This window comes from Sphingomonas sp. Leaf17, from assembly GCF_001421505.1.
Lineage (GTDB): Bacteria > Pseudomonadota > Alphaproteobacteria > Sphingomonadales > Sphingomonadaceae > Sphingomonas.
Genome location: NZ_LMKL01000005.1, coordinates 105,985 through 123,914, shown reverse-complemented (window position 1 = coordinate 123,914; position 17,930 = coordinate 105,985). Strand labels below are relative to the sequence as shown.

The 17,930-nt window shown below is 66.3% G+C and carries 14 protein-coding genes; 6 read left to right on the top strand and 8 right to left on the bottom strand.

Features of this window, described 5'->3' with window-relative positions; genetic code table 11:
• Positions 1-4: 4 nt before the first annotated feature.
• Positions 5-2,743 (bottom strand): TonB-dependent receptor, encoded by a 2,739-nt coding sequence (locus ASE75_RS07560; protein WP_055931400.1) that lies wholly within the window; start codon positions 2,741-2,743, stop codon positions 5-7.
• A gap of 202 nt (positions 2,744-2,945) precedes the next feature.
• Between ASE75_RS07560 and ASE75_RS07555 the strand changes: the two genes are divergently transcribed.
• Positions 2,946-3,968 carry a LacI family DNA-binding transcriptional regulator gene (locus ASE75_RS07555; protein WP_055931397.1) on the top strand — a complete coding sequence of 341 codons (1,023 nt, stop codon included), beginning with the start codon at positions 2,946-2,948 and terminating at the stop codon, positions 3,966-3,968.
• 50 nt (positions 3,969-4,018) lie between these two features.
• Positions 4,019-5,494 carry an MFS transporter gene (locus ASE75_RS07550; protein WP_055931394.1) on the top strand — a complete coding sequence of 492 codons (1,476 nt, stop codon included), beginning with the start codon at positions 4,019-4,021 and terminating at the stop codon, positions 5,492-5,494.
• On the opposite strand, the gene ASE75_RS07545 is transcribed toward ASE75_RS07550, so the two are convergent.
• From ASE75_RS07545 to ASE75_RS07520, 6 genes are all read right to left on the bottom strand, one after another.
• Positions 5,491-6,828, bottom strand: a complete 1,338-nt coding sequence (locus ASE75_RS07545) for a sensor histidine kinase (RefSeq protein WP_055931391.1) — start codon at positions 6,826-6,828, stop codon at positions 5,491-5,493. The genes ASE75_RS07550 and ASE75_RS07545 overlap by 4 nt on opposite strands.
• 10 nt (positions 6,829-6,838) lie before the next feature.
• The gene (locus tag ASE75_RS07540) at positions 6,839-7,558 is read right to left on the bottom strand and encodes a response regulator (protein WP_055932132.1); all 720 of its coding nucleotides are present in this window, start codon (positions 7,556-7,558) and stop codon (positions 6,839-6,841) included.
• 134 nt (positions 7,559-7,692) lie between these two features.
• Positions 7,693-8,139, bottom strand: coding sequence for a hypothetical protein (locus ASE75_RS07535; RefSeq protein ID WP_055931388.1), 447 nt, complete (start codon positions 8,137-8,139; stop codon positions 7,693-7,695).
• A 112-nt stretch (positions 8,140-8,251) separates the two neighbouring features.
• On the bottom strand, positions 8,252-9,025 hold the full coding sequence (locus tag ASE75_RS07530) for an acyl-CoA thioesterase (RefSeq protein WP_055931385.1): 774 nt from the start codon (positions 9,023-9,025) through the stop codon (positions 8,252-8,254).
• Positions 9,022-10,548 carry a class I adenylate-forming enzyme family protein gene (locus ASE75_RS07525; protein ID WP_055932129.1) on the bottom strand — a complete coding sequence of 509 codons (1,527 nt, stop codon included), beginning with the start codon at positions 10,546-10,548 and terminating at the stop codon, positions 9,022-9,024. Before ASE75_RS07525 ends, ASE75_RS07530 begins: the two co-directional genes overlap by 4 nt.
• A 78-nt stretch (positions 10,549-10,626) precedes the next feature.
• Positions 10,627-11,316 carry a glutathione binding-like protein gene (locus tag ASE75_RS07520; RefSeq protein WP_055931382.1) on the bottom strand — a complete coding sequence of 230 codons (690 nt, stop codon included), beginning with the start codon at positions 11,314-11,316 and terminating at the stop codon, positions 10,627-10,629.
• Between the two features lie 179 nt (positions 11,317-11,495).
• On the opposite strand from ASE75_RS07520, the gene ASE75_RS07515 reads away from it, so the two are divergent.
• From ASE75_RS07515 to ASE75_RS07505, 3 genes are all read left to right on the top strand, one after another.
• The gene (locus ASE75_RS07515; RefSeq protein WP_055931379.1) at positions 11,496-12,713 is read left to right on the top strand and encodes an acyl-CoA dehydrogenase family protein; all 1,218 of its coding nucleotides are present in this window, start codon (positions 11,496-11,498) and stop codon (positions 12,711-12,713) included.
• A gap of 80 nt (positions 12,714-12,793) precedes the next feature.
• Positions 12,794-13,861: an acyl-CoA dehydrogenase family protein gene (locus tag ASE75_RS07510; RefSeq protein WP_055931376.1), complete on the top strand. Its 1,068-nt coding sequence runs from the start codon at positions 12,794-12,796 to the stop codon at positions 13,859-13,861.
• Positions 13,862-13,864: 3 nt separating this feature from the next.
• On the top strand, positions 13,865-15,181 hold the full coding sequence (locus ASE75_RS07505) for a spinster family MFS transporter (protein ID WP_055931373.1): 1,317 nt from the start codon (positions 13,865-13,867) through the stop codon (positions 15,179-15,181).
• Positions 15,182-15,229: 48 nt separating this feature from the next.
• Here the strand turns inward: ASE75_RS07505 and ASE75_RS07500 are convergent, their stop codons facing one another.
• On the bottom strand, positions 15,230-16,483 hold the full coding sequence (locus ASE75_RS07500; RefSeq protein ID WP_055931370.1) for a TetR/AcrR family transcriptional regulator: 1,254 nt from the start codon (positions 16,481-16,483) through the stop codon (positions 15,230-15,232).
• Between the two features lie 159 nt (positions 16,484-16,642).
• Here ASE75_RS07500 and ASE75_RS07495 point away from each other — a divergent pair, with 159 nt between their 5' ends.
• The gene (locus ASE75_RS07495) at positions 16,643-17,920 is read left to right on the top strand and encodes an acyl-CoA dehydrogenase family protein (RefSeq protein ID WP_055931366.1); all 1,278 of its coding nucleotides are present in this window, start codon (positions 16,643-16,645) and stop codon (positions 17,918-17,920) included.
• Positions 17,921-17,930 lie beyond the last annotated feature (10 nt).

The window sequence follows — 17,930 nt, the reverse complement described above, 5'->3', positions numbered from 1 at the left end:
TGCCTCAGAATTTGTAGCTGAAGCCACCGAGGAAGCGACGACCGTAACGCTGGTAGTCAATCACCTGCAACGGCTGGCCCGGATTGGTGGTGACGAACGGCTCGTCGGTCAGGTTCTGGCCCTGGACATAGAGCGACAGGCCGTTCAGCGCGCCGTTCTTGAAGTCATACCCGACCTGTGCGTCGACGATCAACTCGCCCAGTGCGCGGCGACGGACGCGACCGGCGCCGAAGCCGGACAGTTCGCCGACGAAGGTCGACCGATACCGGACGCTGCCACGCGTATTCAGGCCCCATTTCTCGAAGAACGCGGTGCCGTTGGCGACCCAGCGCGAATAGCCGGGAATATCCTCCGACGCGCCGCCCGGGGTCGGGCTGATTTCGGTCTTGGTGTACGAACCGCCGCCGGTCAGGCCGAAGCCGTCGAGCGCGGGGATGATGTCGCCCAGACCCAGCGTACCGGCCAGTTCGACGCCGTAGATCTTGCCGCCCTCGCCATTGATGGGCAGCGTCGCAAACCCTTGCGTCGGTGCGCCGACCGGAAAGTTGGTCGGCGTGGGGAAGCCCGAATAATCATATGGGACTTCAAGGTTGTACACGTAGGACTTCAGGTCCTTGTAGAAACCCTGCGCTGCCAGATAGCCGCGCGTGCCGAAATACTTTTCCAGCGTCACGTCATAGCTGTTCGACCGGATCGGCCGCAGGAACGGGTTGCCGCCGCCGCCGTTGATGACCCCGCGCTGCTGGTCGAAGCCGTAGCCGATGGCGATCCGCATATCGTCCATGCGAGGCCGCTGCATCTGACGCGCTGCCGCCGCACGGATCACGAAGTCGCTGGGCAGGCGCAGGGCAAGATTGATGCTGGGCAGAAAGTCGACATAGGTCGCGCCGCGCGTCAGCTGGGTAAAGCCTGCGCCGTTGCTGACCAGACCCGTCGACTTCTGCTCGGTCATCACCGCCTGCACGCCGAAATTGCCGGTCAGGTCGGCGCTGCCGATCGCCGCCTTCAGGTTGCCCTGAAGATAGGCGGTCATCACGTCTTCCTCGACCTGGAAGGCCTTGGCCGCGACGTCGGCGTTGAAGTTCGGCGTCAGCTTGATGACGCCGCCGTTGAGCAAATCACGCGGGTCGTAGCTGACGATAGGGCCAAGGCCGAGATAGGCGAGGTTCGTCGGATCCTGCAGGAACTGGCTGGGGACCGGCGTTTGCGTCGCGCCATTGGCGAGCTGGACCAGCGCCTCGTTCGGGGTCAGCGACTTGGTGTGGTCGGTGTAGTTCATGCCGAACTTCACGCTCGATAGCGGGCTGTCGATCGTCTTCTCGATCTCGACCCGGTACTGCTTGATCTCGTCGATGACCTTGCGGTCGTTGTAATAGCCGGTCTGGACGTTGCTGCCGCCCCAGCCGAGCGGATCGGTCAGCTGGATCAGGTTGGGGTCGGAATAATTCAGGGTCGGCGTGAAGAACGCACCGGTCTGGCCGCTGTTGAAGCGGATGGTGTCGGTCGCACCGACACCCGCGCCGTAGCCGGTGCCGCTGTACGTCTCGAATACCACTTCGTCGCGATTGGTGCGCGAATAGCTGAGGTCGAGCATTGCCTTCCAGCCGTCGTCGCCCTCATACTTGTTGTTCCAGCCGAACGAATACAGCTTGGCCTTGCGCTCGAAGCTGTCGTTACGGACCACGCCCTCGACTCCGGTGAACGTGCCCGACGTCACCAGGCCGTTTTCGACCGTCGTGTTCGACAGCGTCGGCGCGCCGTAGCTCAGCGGCAGCTCAATGCCGCGCTTGATCTGGTCGTCGCTGAAGTCGGAATAGAAGCCGTCGAAGGTCGATGTGAACTCGGGCGCGGGCTTCCATTCCAGCGTGCCCTGAAGGCCAAGACGCTTCAGCGTGGTCGAGGTGACGTAGGACTTGGACCCGCCGATCACGGCCCCTTGCGCCACGTTGTTGTAGCCCCAGGCGTTGAACTCCTGGATCTGATACGGCTCGTTCAGGTAGGCGGCAGACAGCGCGACGCCGATCGTGTCGTTGGCGAACTGGTCGACATAGGTGCCGCTGACGCGGTAGCCATATTCCTTCGATCCGGCGTTCAGCTTGCCGATATCGGCATAGGTTCCGCGCGCGCCGACCGAGAATACGCGCTTGCCATATTCGATCGGACGGATCGACTTCAGGTCGACGGTCCCGGACAGGCCCTGGCCGACAAGACCCGCGTCGGCGGTCTTGTAGATCAGCACCTGATTGATGACTTCGGACGGATACTGGTCATATTCGACCGCGCGATTGTCCCCGGTCGAGGTCTGCTCACGGCCGTTCAGCAGGGTGGTCGAGAAGTCGGGCGCGAAACCGCGGATCGAGATCGAGTTGGAGCGGCCGTTCACGCGCTGCGACGTGACGCCGGGCAGACGGGCGATCGACTCCGCGATCGAGGCGTCGGGGAGCTTGCCGATATCTTCGGCGGAGATGGATTCGACGACCTGGCTGCTCGCCTTTTTTTCGGCGACGGCGTTTTCCAGCGCGGCGCGAAAGCCGGTGACGACGATTTCGGAATCGGCCTGGTCGGTGTCGCTCTGTGGCGCTGGCTCGGCCTGACCGGCGGGTGCGGTCGTCGCCGGCGAGTTGCTCTGGGCATGGGCACCGCCCGCCGCGACGAGCATGGCAAAGCCGAGCGCGCCACCGCTGACGCCGAGTTTCAGAATGTTGCGAATGTCGAAATGCGACGTGCCGACCCGATCGGTCATATTGATCCTCCCCTGTGGTGTCCGTCGGCGTCTTTGTGCGCCGTGGACGGAAATGCTGCAGCTCCAATGGATTCAGTCGCGTCCCATGCCAAGTCGCCCGCATACGTATTCAAAGCGGCCGGACCGGACCTGTGGCCGGACTGCAACACCGGGTATGTTGACGCTTTGGACAAACTGCGCTGTTGTCGCCACCGGACACTCCATGCAGCGCAAGCCCACCTCCTTCGACATCGCCCAGCTGGCGGGCGTCTCCCAGCCGACGGTGTCGCGTGCGCTGCGCGGCAGTCCGACGGTCAACGCCGCCACGCGGGCGCGGATCGAAGCGATCGCCAAGCGCCTGAACTACACCGTCGACCGGTCCGCCTCCAACCTGCGGTCGGGACATACGCGAACGCTGGCGCTGCTGCTGTTCCAGGATCCGACGCCCGACCGCTCGATCATCAACCCGTTCTTCCTGGCGATGCTGGGGTCGATCATGACGACCTGTGCCGAACACGCGCACGACCTGCTGATCTCGTTCCAGCAGTTCAGCAGCGACTGGCACATGGATTACGAGGACAGCCACCGCGCCGACGGATTAATCCTGCTCGGCTATGGCGACTATGCGGCGTACAAGGCGCGGCTGGAGCAACTGGTGGCGCAGGGCACGCATTTCGTCCGATGGGGGTCGGTGCAGGCGGGCGAACCGGGGCTGACGATAGGCTGCGACAACGTGGATGGCGGCACGCAGGCCTGCGCGCACCTGATCGCGACCGGTCGCCGGCGGATCGCGTTTCTGGGTGATGCCACCGATCACTACCCCGAGTTTCGCGATCGGCACCGTGGCTATCTGGCCGCGCTTGCCCAAGCCGGACTGGAGGCCGACCCGGCGATGCAGGTGTCGGCGATCTCGACCGAGGATGACGGCGAACGCGCGGCCGCCGTGCTCCTGGCGCGTGGTACGCCGCCGGACGGGATCGTCGCGGCCAGCGACGTGATCGCGCTGGCCGCGATGCGGGTGCTGGCGCGGGCCGGCCTGCGCGTGCCCGAGGATGTCGCGGTGGTCGGGTTCGACGATATTCCTGCCGCCGCGCTGGCCAATCCGCCGCTGACGACGGTCGCGCAGGACGCGGGGCTTGCCGGCCGGCGGGTGGTCGAGGCGCTGCTGGGTCGGATACGCGACGAGCGGGTCGACCGGACGATGCTGCCGACCCGGCTGGTTGTGCGCCGGTCGTCCGCCACCTGACTATAACGGAACGAGGCGCGACCAGCGCCCGAACAGGGACCAAAGAGGATATGCAGGAAAAGCCGCGTCAGGGATTTTGGGGCCTGTGGAACATCTCGTTCGGGTTCTTCGGGATCCAGATCGGGTTCGCGCTCCAGAACGCCAATATCAGCCGTATCTTCCAGTCGCTGGGCACCGGCATCGACGATCTCGCCTTCCTGTGGATCGCCGCGCCGCTGACCGGGCTGATCGTGCAGCCGATCATCGGCCATTACAGCGACCGGACCTGGGGACGGCTGGGGCGGCGGCGGCCGTATTTCCTGGCGGGTGCGTTGCTGGCGACGCTGGCGCTGGTGGCGATGCCGAACGCGCCGGTGCTATGGATCGCGGCGCTGCTGCTGTGGATGCTCGACGGGTCGCTGAACGTCGCGATGGAGCCGTTCCGCGCGTTCGTCGGCGACATGCTGGCCAAGCGGCAGCGGACCGCCGGCTATGCCTTCCAGACCGCGTTCATCGGTGCCGGCGCGGTGATCGGCAGTCTCGCCCCGATCATCCTGACCGAAGTGTTCCAGGTCGCCAACACCGCGCCGCCGGGCATGGTGCCGGCGTCGGTCCGCTACGGGTTCTACATCGGTGCGGCGGCGCTGTTCCTGGCGGTGCTGTGGACCGTGGTCACCACCCGCGAATATTCGCCCGAGCAGATGGCGCGGTTCGAGGCTGACGAACCGGCGATTTCCCATGCGGCGGGCGGTGCCGATGCGCGGCTGGCCCCGCTGTGGATCGCGTTGGGCGCAATCGTGATCGCGCTCGTCGCGACTTACGGCCTCGACAAGCCGGTCTATATCCTGGGCGGCGGGCTGGTGCTGTACGGGGTCGCCCTGCTGGCCAGTGCGGCGCTGGTGCGGCGGGGGCGGGGCGACGCGACGCTGGCGCAGATCGTCGGCGATCTGGCGGCGATGCCGGCCACGATGAAACGGCTGGCGCTGGTCCAGTTCTTCACCTGGTCCGCGCTGTTTATCATGTGGATCTATACCACGCCGATCGTCACGCAGCATGTATTCGGCACCACCGACACCAGCAGTGCGGCGTATAATGACGGCGCGAACTGGGTCGGGGTGCTGTTTGCGATCTACAACGGCGTGGCGACCTTATGGGCGTTCGTGATGCCGGCGCTGGCGGCGCGGATCGGGCGGCGCGATACGCATGTCGTCGGGTTGCTGAGCGGAGCCGCCGGCTTCGCGTCGTTCCTGGTGGTGCGCGATCCCTATTGGCTGATCGGGTCGATGGTGCTGGTCGGCATCGCGTGGTCGTCGATCCTGACGATGCCCTATGCGATCCTGTCCAGCGCGCTGCCGCAGGCGAAACTGGGCGTGTACATGGGATTGTTCAACATCTTCATCGTCCTGCCCCAGTTGATCGTGTCGTCGGTGATGGGTCAGGTGATGCGGACCTTTTTCCCGGGTGAGCCGGTCTGGGCGATGGCGGTGGCGGCGGTCGTCGTCGGGCTGGCGGCAATCACGATGCTGCGCCTGCCGCGCGATGCCTAACGGGTCTGGCGCGGCAACAGGATCGTCGCATCGAGGCCACCGCCGGCGCGATTGACCAGCATGATCTCGCCGCCCGCCTCGCGCACGATCGCGCGGGCCAGCGCGAGGCCGAGGCCGATACCGCCGGTCTCGCGATTGCGCGATGTTTCCAGCCGTGTGAACGGCGCGAAGACATCGGCCAGCCGGTCGTCGGGAATACCCGGCCCCTGATCGGCGACGACGATCGCGACCCCGTCGCTGCGGGGTTCGACCCGGACTTCGGCGGAATGGCCGTATTTCATCGCGTTCTCGATGAGGTTGCGGATCGCCCGGCGCATCAGCGAGGGCCGCAGCCGCAGCGTCAGCCGGTCGCTGTCGAGAAAGCGCACGTCACAGTCGAGATCGCGGAAATCCTCGACCACCGCGTCAACGAGCGCGGGCAGGTCGACATCGGTCGGCGGCTCGCTTGGCCGCCCCAGCCGGGCGAGCGACAGGATATCGTCCAGCGTCCGGTTCATCTCGGCGATGGTGTCGGCCATTTTGGTCCGGTCGGTGTCGTCTTCGACCGATTCGATCCGCACCCGCAACGCGGCGAGCGGCGTCCGCAGATCATGGCCGATCGCGCCGAGCATCCGGTCCTTCTCATCCAGCATCGCCGTCACGCGCAGACGCAGCGCGTTGAAGGCGGCGATCAGCGCGACGATGTCGCGTGGACCCGCCTCGCGCACCGCCGGGCTGATGTCGCCGGGCGTGAACCCCTCCGCCGCCAGCGTCAGCGCCTTCAGCGGGCGGGCGATCCGCCGGGTGATCCACAGGACCGGGATCAGGACGATGCCGTACAGGATCAGCGTCTGGCCGATCAGTCGCCAGATCAGATAGGCGTCGCTACGCGGCCAGGGCAGGCGCTGCACCAGCCAGCCACGGCCCGGCTGTTCGATGGCGATGACCAGTTCGCTGTCGGACATCGGACGCCGCAGGGGGCGGCGCAAGCCACGTCGCCCGCCGGTGAAGGGACGCACGCCGGTTACGATCCGGCCGACGCGCAGGCCCGCATCGGTCAGCCCCTGGCGAACGCCGGTTTCGATCGCGACCTGACGCGGCAGGCCGGGGGCGATGGGGTTGGCGGGCAGACGGCGGACCCGGCCACGGTCGGCGACCGGCCCGCGCCCCTGCGCCATGCGTTCGGTCGCGTCGATGATCCGCGTCACTGCTGGGGTGACGAGCTGTGCCAGCCGCGAGGTCCGCCGTTCCTGCAACAGAAGGCCGAAATTGATCGCCTGCGCGACGAACAGCGCGATCGCAATCAGCAGCAGGAGTTGCCCCGCGAGGCTGCCGGGCCACAGGCGGGTCCTCACGCGCGGGCCTTCACAGCCGGGTGACTTCGGCGGCCAGCGTATAACCGCCGCCCCAGACGGTCTTGATGATCTCCGGATTCTTCGCGTCGACCTCGATCTTTCGGCGCAGGCGGCTGACCTGATTGTCGATCGCGCGGTCGAAGGCGGCGGCCTCGCGGCCTTGCGTCAGGTCGAGCAGCTGGTCGCGGGTCAGCACCTGACGCGGGCGGGTTACGAGCGCCAGCAGCAGGTTGTATTCACCGGTCGACAGCGGCACCGACACGCCGTCGCGATCGACCAGCGCGCGCTCGCCGGATTTCAGCACCCATCCGGCAAAGGCGTAGGAGCCGCTGTCAGGCGCATGCTGCCGCGCGCCACCGGCGGTCGCGCGGCGCAGCACGACCCGGGCGCGCGTCGCCAGTTCGCGTGGGGAGAAGGGTTTGACGACATAATCGTCCGCCCCCATTTCCAGCCCGACGATGCGGTCGGTTTCCTCGGCCCTGGCCGTCAGCAGGATGACGGGCACGTCACTGGTCGCCGCGATATGCCGGCACAGGCTCAGCCCGTCCTCGCCCGGCATCATGATGTCGAGGATGACGAGGTCGATGGCATAGGCCGCCAGCCGGGTTCGCGCGGCGTCCGCATCGCCCGCCTGGGTCACGCGAAACCCCTGCTTGGTCAGATACTGGGCCAGCGGCTCGCGGATCGAGCGTTCGTCGTCGACGAGCAGGAGGTGCGGTGTGTCGGTCATGGGATCGGCCTGTAGCATGGCTTTTCATCCGGGGCAGCGGATGTGCCGGGCGATGTCGCGCCCGGCACCAGGGCGTTACTGGGGCGTTACTGGCCGGCCGGCGTCATCGGCGCGGCGGGCGCAGTGGCTGGCTGCTACGGACGCATGCCGCCACGCATCCCGCGGTGGCCGCGCCGGTTATGGCGCATGTCGCGCATCGCGGCCTTTTCGGTCGCGTCGATCCGGCCATCCTTGTTGGTGTCGATCCGGTCGAAACGCGCGGCGGCGCGGGCCTGCATGTCGGCGCGGGTGACGCCGCGATCGGGCTTGGCCGGTTTGCCCGCGGCGGCGCGCATCCGTTCGCGGGCGGCGCGGCGCTCCTCGCGCGTGACCGTGCCGTCGCGGTTGGTGTCGGACGCTACAAAGCGTGCATCGGCCTGGGCCAGCGCCTCCGCGCGGGTGACGATACCGTCCTTGTTGGCATCCATGCCCATCGGGCGGGCGGGGCGCTGGGTCGTGGTTGGCTGGGTCGCTGTCTGCGCGATGGCGGTACCGGCGAAGGCGGTGGCGGCGAGCGACAGGCCGAGGATCAGTTTACGCATCGAAAGTCTCCGGTCGCGGGGACTATCCCCGTCGAGTGATGCCGTTATCGCCGTCCCCTGTCGCCCGGATTTGTCATGGCAAGCGAAAACTGTCGCAAACTGTGTCAGCCGATCAGCCAAACAGGGCGACGCTTTGCACCTGCTGCGCGATCGGCATGCCGTCGGTGTTCCAGATCGCCATGTCCTGGGCCGACGATCCGGCGCGGGCGTAGCTGCTGTCGGCGCGCAGCAGCCACCAGCCGTCGGTCGTCGTCGGTGCAGGCGTCAGCAGGTTGATCTGCCAGGTCAGCGAACTGACCGGGGCCGGGCCACCCATCAGCTTCAGCGCGGCGGGCGGCAGGCAATCCGCCACCGCCATCAGCGCGACCACCGGGTCGACACCGTCCCGATCCTTCAGCCGTACCCAGCGCAGCCATTCCGCTGCACCGAGCGTCCCGTCGCGCCGGTCGAGAAACTCGAAGTTCTGGGCGAAGGCGACGACGCTATGGCTGTACCCTTGCGCATCGGCGGCGGGCGCGGCGAAGTCCGGCATGACGCCGGCCGCGTGATCGACCCGCGATTCCTGATCGCGCATGAAGACGAAGGTGGCGCGCAGGCCCAGTCCGGCATTGCTGGTGACATCGGCCTGGATGAAAGCCGCGTTGCGGCCCCGGCGCAGGCGCTGGGCGGTGATCGTCACCGCGCCCGACAGCGGGCCGATGAAGGCGACCTGTGCCGAGCGCAGCGGCGGCAGGTCGGTGTCCGAGGCCATCGCGGCATGCAGCGCCAGTGCCGACGACAGCCCGCCATACGCGGTCCGGCCCTGCAACCAGTTGTCGGGAATGACGCCGCGAAAGCCGCCATCGGCCGGCTCCAGCGCGGCGAGGATCTGTCCAAGGCTGGTCATGCCATCATCTCCAGCTGGTCGCGCAGGGATCGCTTCAGTATCTTGCCGATCGCGCTGCGGGGCAATTCCGCCATCGGTATCAATCGGGACAGGCGCTGCGTCCTGCCGAGGCGGTCGTTGGTCCAGCCGAGGATCACCGATGGGTCGGCGTCGGGACCGCGCGGCACGAAGACACCGACCGGTGTCTCACCCCACGCCTCGCTGGGCATGCCGAGCACCGCGCAGTCGGCGACGTCCGGGTGCTCCGCCAGCACCGCCTCCAGATCGGACGGATAGATGTTGTAGCCGCCGGATATGACGAGATCCTTCTTGCGGTCCATCAGGATCAGGAAGCCGTCATCGTCGAACCGGCCGATATCGCCGTGGCGGATGTAGCGGCGGCCATCGGCATCATGCCATTCGGCCGCGCGCGTGGCGTCGGCACGACCGTGATAGCCGTTCATCATCGCGGCCGAGCGGCCGACGATCTCGCCGGCCTCACCGTCCGCGACCTCATGGCCGTTGTCGTCGATCAGGCGGATCTCGTGACCGGGCATCGGCTGGCCGACGGTATGCAGCTTGTCGGGATGCGCGGTGGCGTTCAGTGCGCAGGACGCCCCACCCTCGGTCATGCCGTAATATTCGACCAGCAGGCCCGGCCAGCGCGCGAGGATATCCGCCTTCAGCGTGGGCGAAAACGGCGCGCTCGTGCAGGTCTTGAAGCGGAAACGCGACAGGTCGAACCGGTCGAAGTCGGGAACGGCCATGATCCGCTGATACTGCACCGGGACCAGCATGGTGTGCGTTGCGCCGTGCCGCTCCGCCAGTTCCAGATACCGGCGCGCGTCGAACTTCGCCATCAACACCGCCGTACCGCCCCAGCCGATCGTCGGCAGGAAACTGACCAGCGTGGTGTTGGAATAGAGCGGGGTGGCGATCATCGTTACCGCGTCGCCGAACCCGGCCGCCGCGTTGCGCGACAGATGCTGCCAGCGCATCGCGTGGCTCTGGACGATGCCCTTCGGTATCCCGGTGGTGCCGGACGAATAGATGATGTTGAACGCGTCGTCGGGCGCGATCATCACGGGGGCAGGCCGGGCGTCCTCCGCGCCGAGCCACACCGCGTAGTCGTCGCTGCCGAACGTTACGATCCGTGCGTCGACTGGCTGGTCGGCCAGCACGCCCGCGTTGGCAGCGTCGCAGAAGACGATGCGCGCGCCGCAGTCGGCGATCATCGCCGCGATGGCCATCGGCGTGGCGGACGGTGCGATCGGCGCGGCACAGCATCCGGCCCGGAGCGCGCCGAGGAAAATGCAGGCCTGGTCTATCGAAGGCGTGGACAGGATCGCGACGGCATCGCCCTGCACGATCCCGTCGCGCTGGAGTGCCGTCGCGATCCTGTCCATCCTGCGATCAAGCGCCGCATAGTCGATTCCGCCGGCATCATCGACGATGGCCGGTCGAGTCGGTCGTTCGGCCGCATGCGCGCGGATCAGGTCGGGCAGGGTCGCGAACGCGGTCGCAAGCATTTCTGGCGCGGTCATCATCGGGCAACGCTAGGTGAAGGTCGCGGCTGACACCATACGCAATATTCTAAGTCGTGCGACCTTGCCTTGTGCTGGTCAGTTTTGCCCGGTCTGGCCGAACAGGATTCTGGCGCTGTCGGCATTGACCGTCGGCTGCGTGCTGACGGCATCGCCCCGGGCATAGGCGGCGGCGGTTGCGGGCCGGTCGGCAATCCGCGTGAACCACGCCTTCAGATGCGGGAAGTCGTCGAGGTTCTGACCCTGTGCCTCGTGCGGGACGATCCAGGGATAGCAGGCCATGTCGGCGATGGAATAGTCGCCGACGATGAAGTCGCGACCCTCCAGCTGTGTATTCAGCACGCCGTACAAGCGACGGGTTTCGTTGACATAGCGATTGATCGCATAGTCGATCTTCTCGGGTGCATAGCGGTTGAAATGGTGGTTCTGGCCAAGCATCGGGCCAAGGCCGCCCATCTGCCACATCAGCCACTGGATCGTCGCGATCCGGTCGCGGGGATCGGCGCTGAGGAATCGCCCGGTCTTCTCGGCCAGGTAGAGCAGGATGGCACCGGATTCGAAAACGCTGACGGGTTCGCCACCGCCAGTGGGGGCATGATCGACGATCGCCGGCATCCGGTTGTTGGGGGCGATCGCCAGAAACGCGGGGGCGAACTGCTCGCCCTTGCCGATGTTGACCGGCACGATCCGGTATTCCAGCCCCGCTTCCTCCAGAAAAAGCGTGATCTTTTGGCCGTTCGGCGTGGGCCAATAGTGCAGGTCGATCATGGTTGGTCTCCGTGGGGCGGTGATGTGCGTTCGCAAATGGGGCGTGCCCTTGGCTTCGCCAAGTCGGACTCGACGTCCGTCTTCGGGCCGGACATGCGTCAGCCCCTTTGCGTCGGGCGTCGATCCGTGCCAGACAGCGGCATACCCGATATTCATATTCGGCTTTCAGGAGACAGGCCATGGCGACCGCCGCCACGCTCGACACCGGCACCGACCCGCTCGACGGATTCCGCAAGGACGTTCGCGAATGGCTTGCCGCGCATTTCCCGGCATCGCTTCGGGGCAAGGACGGGTCGCTGTCGGCGCTGGAGGGACCAAGCGCGCCGAGCGACGACGAGCGCGCGTGGCAACAGGCGATGGGCGAGAAGGGCTGGGGCGTACCGACCTGGCCCGCGGCCTATGGCGGCGGCGGCCTGAACCGGGCCGAGGCGCGGGTGCTGAGCGAAGAAATGGCACGCATCGGGGCCTGGAACCCGATCGGCGGCATGGGCGTGATGATGTTCGGCCCGACCCTGCTGGAATATGGCAGCGAGGCGCAGAAGCTGGAGCATATCCCCGCTATCGCGAAGGGTGAGGTTCGCTGGTGTCAGGGTTATTCCGAGCCGGGTGCCGGCTCCGACCTGGCCAGCTTGCAGATGTTCGCTGAGGACCGGGGCGATCACTATCTGGTCAACGGGCAGAAGACCTGGACCAGCGGCGGGCAATGGGCCGACAAATGCTTCGCGCTCGTCCGCACCGACAAGACGCGCAAGCATGAGGGTATCAGCTTCCTGCTGATCGACATGAAAAGCCCCGGCGTCGAGGTGAAACCGATCCGGCTGATTTCCGGCTCGTCGCCGTTCTGCGAGACGTTCTTCACCGATGTGCAGGTGCCGAAGGGCAATCTGGTCGGCGAGGAAGGGCAGGGCTGGACCATCGGCAAGCGGCTGCTCCAGCATGAGCGGCAGAACCTGTCCGGCGGTGGTGCGAGCGCGGCGCGACTGTTCCAGGTGTCGCCGCTGGCCGACATGGCCAAACAGTATCGCGGTGACGACGGCGGCAAGGTTTCCGACAGCGATCTGCGGATGCGTATCGTCCGGCACGAGATGGACAAGCGGGCGTTCGCGCTGACGCTGCGGCGTGCGGCGATCGAGGCGAAATCAGCACAGGGACCATCGGCCGCGACCTCCATCTTCAAGAATGTCGGTGCGCGGATCACGCAGGACCGCGCCGAACTGGCGATCGAGATCATGGGCATGAACGGGCTTGGCTGGGAGGGTGCGGGTTTTACCGATGCCGAGCTGGAGCAGACCCGGACATGGCTATGGGGCAAGGCGGTGTCGATCTATGGCGGGTCGAGCGAGATCCAGAACAACGTCATTGCCAAGCGCATCCTGGGGATGCTCGACCACCAGTAATGTCACGGGCCGCACCGGTGGATCGCGTGCGCGCGGCCCGGTGATTGCCCGATCCACAACATCCGGGAGTTGTACCGATCATGGCCTTGCTGAACGAAGAACAGACGATGCTGCGCGACATGGCGCGCGAATGGGCCGATAACGAATCGCCGGTTGCCGCCTTTCGCCGCCTGCGCAGCGCAGCGCCGGTCGAGGGATTCGACGCCGATGCCTGGACCGAAATGGGCCAGATGGGCTGGGCCGGGGTGGTCGTGCCGGAGGCGCATGGCGGATCGGCGTTCGGCTATCTCTCACTGGGGCTGGTGATCGAGCAGCTGGGACGCAATCTGGCGGCGTCGCCGCTGGCTTCGACCGGGCCGGCCGCGACCGCCATCTCGCTTGGCGAGTCCGAAGCGGCGCAAGACCAGTGGCTGCCGCGCATCGCGTCTGGCGAGGCGATCGTGACGCTGGCGATCGACGAGGGGCCGGTGCATGATCCGCGCAAGCTGGCAACGACCGTCGTCGACGGCCGCCTGACCGGCACCAAGATGTTCGTGGCGGAGGGCGATGCCGCGCATGCCTTCGTCGTATCGGCGGTCGATGGCCTGTATCTGGTGACGGGCGAGGACGGGATCACCCGCTCGCCGCGCCGCATGGCGGATTCGCGCAGCCACGCCGAAATCCGGTTCGACCAGGCACCGGCGATCCGGCTGGGCGGACCCGATCTGACCGCGACGATCATCGACCGGGCAACCGCCCTGCTGGCCGCCGAAATGCTGGGGCTGGCCGAACAGGCGTTCGGCGTGACCAACGATTTCCTGAAGACGCGGGTCCAATTCGGCCAGCAACTGTCGACCTTTCAGGCGCTGCAGCACCGCATGGCGAAGATGTTCACCGAACTCGAACTGATGCGATCGGCGGTGGAGGGCGCGCTTGAGGCGATCGATTCCGGTCGGTCCGACGTCGACCAGGCGGTCAGTCTGGCCAAGGCCGTCGGCGGCGAGACGCTCAGACTGGTCAGCCGGGAAATGGTGCAGCTGCACGGTGGCATCGGGATGACCGACGAACATGATGCGGGCCTGTATCTGAAGCGCGCGGCGGTGCTGGAGGCGATGTGGGGCAATGCGGCGTTCCACCGCGAACGGTTCGCCCGCCTGAACGGATACTGATCCGTGCTGCTCGACAAGGCGCGGGCCGCGCCGGAAATCGCCGATACGCTGGCGCTGCGTCGACGGAGCCTGACGCTGGCGCTGCTGACCGCGACCTATTTCTTCAGTTACATGGATCGGCAGATCCTCGCGATCCTGCTGGAGCGGATCAAGGCGGATCTGGTGCTGACCGATACGCAGCTCGGGCTGCTGTCGGGGCTGGTGTTCGCGGTGTTCTATGCAACGCTCGGCATCCCGATCGCGCGGCTGGCGGACCGGACCAGCCGGCGCAACATCATCGCCGGCAGTCTCGCGGTATGGAGCCTGATGACCGCGCTGTGCGGGCTGGCGCAGAACTTCATCCAACTGATGCTGGCGCGGGTTGGCGTCGGCATTGGCGAGGCGGGATCCAGTCCGCCCAGCCATTCGATCATCGCCGATCTGTACCCGCCGGAAAAACGGGCGAGCGCGATGGCGATCTATTCGCTGGGCGTCGTGCTGGGCGCGGGGTTCGGGACGATGATCGGCGGGGTCGTCGCCCATTCATTCGGATGGCGCGTGGCGATGTTTACCGTGGGGCTGCCCGGCGTGGCGCTGGCGTTGCTGGTACGGTTCTTCGTGGTCGAGCCGCGACGCGGGCTGTCGGATGCGGCGCGCGCGGTCGAGGGTGGCGCGCAGCCCGGGATCATGCAGGGGTTCGCCTCGATCTGGCAGAACAGCCGGGCGCTTCACCTGGTCGTTGCCGTCACGCTGACGTCGATGATCGGCTATGCGCTGACCGGCTGGGGACCAAGCTATATGCAGCGGTCGCTTGGCCTGTCGATGCTGGACGTATCCAAATATGTCGCGCTGCCCGGCGCGTTGCTGGGGTCCGTTTCGGCGATTTTCGGTGGACGCATCGCCGATGCGCTGGCCAAGCGACGCGGTTTGCATGTGCAAAGCTGGGTCGTCGCGGTGATGAAGCTGCTGGCGCTGCCGTTCATGCTCGGCTTCTATCTGGTCGAGGATGCGACGTTGGCGATCGGTTTGTATTTTGTGTCGCTGATCTTCGCCAACAGCTATCTGGGACCGAGCTTCGCGCTGATCCAGCATCTGGCCCCTTTGCGGCTGCGGGCGATGTGGGCGGCGATCACGCTGCTGGTTATCAATATGGTGGGTCTGGGGTTGGGACCGTTGATCGTCGGGCGATTGAGCGATCTGCTGGCCCCCAGTTTCGGCGCGGACTCGCTGCGCTATGCGATGGCGATCGTGGCGATGCTCACGCCCTGGGCGATCTTCCATTACTGGCGCGCGGGTGTGCTGCTGAAGCGGGATGAGGCGGCGGTTCGGCTGGCACATTGAAAAGGAAGCCGTTGCCGCCACGGCGGCAGCGGTCTTCCCGCGCAATGATTATCCCGCCGCCCGGTCGTCGAACAGACCGTACAACAGGGTCGAGGCATACATCGCCACTGCCCGGTCGCGTGGCATGGTACTGGCCCATTTGCGCATGTCGAACGCCGCGTTCTGCACCGCCATCAACGCCTGCGCCGCGATCAGCGCGTCGACCGGGCGGATCGACCCTTCGGCGATGCCGTCCATCATCGTCCCGGCATAGCGCCGCGCGATCCGGTTCGACCGGTCGACCATCGCCCGGCGCACCTCGATCGGCAGTCCGCTGAGCGCTGTCGTCCGCAACAAGGGTTCCCGTTCGGAGAACTGGACGTCCAGCAACGTCGCGATGGCGCTGGTCAGGCGCTGCCAGTGGCTGCCACCCGCGGCATCGGCCTGCTGCTGCGCATCGACGATCGTATCGAAACTGCGCTTGTAGCACGCGATGACCAGATCGTCCTTGGCATCGAGGTGATGGTAGAAGCTGCCTTTTGTGACGTTCAGCTCCGACGCGATCCGCTGCACCGACGCGCCGCGATAGCCCAGTTCGTTGATGAGCCGCGTCGCCGCCAGCAGGAAGGCCCTGCGCCCCGGCTCCGCACCGTCATGCTCCAGGTCGAGCAGCGTGGGGTTCCAGCGGGCGTCGGGACCGGCGACTCCGTGACGGAACACGTCCATCAATCGCGCCTCGACCCGCGCATATTGATCGGGTTCGTAGCGCGCGATCCAGATCGGCAGCCAGAAGGTATTTTCCAGCAGGACGTGCGCGCGTGCGCCGTGCAGGTCGGTGTGCGCCCGGTCGGGCGCGTGACCCCAAAGTCCGCGCGTCTTGCGGAACACCCGCTGCCACCCGGCCATCAGCCGCGACCGGATCGGATCCTCGGTCGCGCGCAGGTCCGACAGGACGGCGAAGGCGGTTTCCTCGCCGCGTTCGATGCGGGCCAGCCGGTCGATGTTCAGCGCGAGATACCGGGCGACGCGCAGTTCCGGCGTCGGTTCCTGCATAGCCTCGTCGAGCATGGCGGTCAGCCGTTCCAGCGTATGCTCGAACGCGGCGGCGGCCAGCTCCTCCTTGCGCTTGAAATAATAGGTGACGCTGGTGGTGTTCAGGCCGACCCGGCGCGCGACATCGGCGAAGGTCATGCCTTTCGCGCTCTGTTCGTTGATCGCGGCGGCCGCCGCCGCCAGGATCGCATCGCGCTTCGCCCGGAAGCGCTTCGTTCCCTGCCCACCATCAGCGGTGGTATCGCTCGCATCGAGCCCCGTATCGGTCATCGGTGGACTGTAGCAAGATCGCTTCGCAGGGACAGTCATTTTTCGGGCATGGCGTCGTGTCTTCTAATCAAAGCCGAGTTGTACCTCGGTTCGCACTTTACCGAATATTCGGTATGGTCTAAGCCGCAGGCCGACACTGATATCGACCGGAGAGCGTGCATGGACTTCACCCTCAGCGAACGTGAAACCTATTTCCGGGACCGGGTGAGGGCCTTCATCGACCAGAATATCCGTCCGCGACAGGACGATTACGACCGTCAGGCGCATGAGGGCGAGCGCTGGAAGGTGCTGCCGGTCATCGAGGAGATGAAGGACAAGGCCAAGGCCGCCGGTCTCTGGAACTTCTTCATGCCGCCGCACTCGGGTCAGACGCACGTCGACGACAGTTTCGTGTTCGAGGGCACGCAGCTGACCAACCTCGAATACGCTTTGTGTGCCGAGGAGATGGGCAAGGTCGGCTGGGCGTCGGAGTGCTTCAACTGCTCCGCTCCCGATACCGGCAACATGGAGGTATTCCACCGCTACGGCACCCGCGCGCAGAAGGAGGCGTATCTCGGGCCGCTGATGCGCGGGGAGATCCGCTCGGCGTTCCTGATGACCGAACCGGCGGTCGCCTCGTCCGACGCCACCAATATCGAAACCTCGATGGTGCGCGACGGCGATCATTATGTCATCAACGGCACGAAATGGTGGTCGAGCGGGGTGGGCGATCCCCGCTGCAAGATCGCCATCGTCATGGGCAAGACCGCGACGGAGGGCGCGCGCCACAGCCAGCAGAGCCAGATCCTGGTGCCGATGGACACGCCCGGCGTGACAATCAAACGGATGTTGTCGGTCTATGGCTACGACCATGCGCCGCACGGCCATGGCGAGGTGGTGCTGGAAAACGTCCGCGTGCCGGTCGAGAACGTCCTGCTGGGTGAGGGCCGCGGGTTCGAGATCGCACAGGGGCGGCTGGGGCCGGGGCGGATCCACCACTGCATGCGCACGATCGGCGTCGCCGAAACCGCGATCGAGGCCATGGCCAAGCGTTTGCTGAGCCGGGTGGCGTTCGGCAAGCGGATCGCCGACCAGTCCGTCTGGGAACAGCGGATCGCCAAGGCACGGATCGACATCGAGATGACCCGGCTGCTGTGCCTGAAGGCGGCGGACATGATGGACAAGGCCGGCAACAAGGCGGCGCAGCTGGAAATCGCGATGATCAAGGTCGCGGCCCCGACCATGGCGTTGCAGATTCTGGACGACGCGATCCAGGCGCATGGCGGCGGCGGCGTGTCGGGCGACTTCCGGCTGGCGCATGACTGGGCGGCGATGCGCACGCTGCGCTTCGCCGACGGCCCGGACGAGGTTCACAACCGGTCGATCGCACGCAACGAGTTCGGCAAATATGCGGACTTGCCCGAGGCGATCGCCGCCAGGGATCTGGTGCGGCGCTGATCCACCGTTC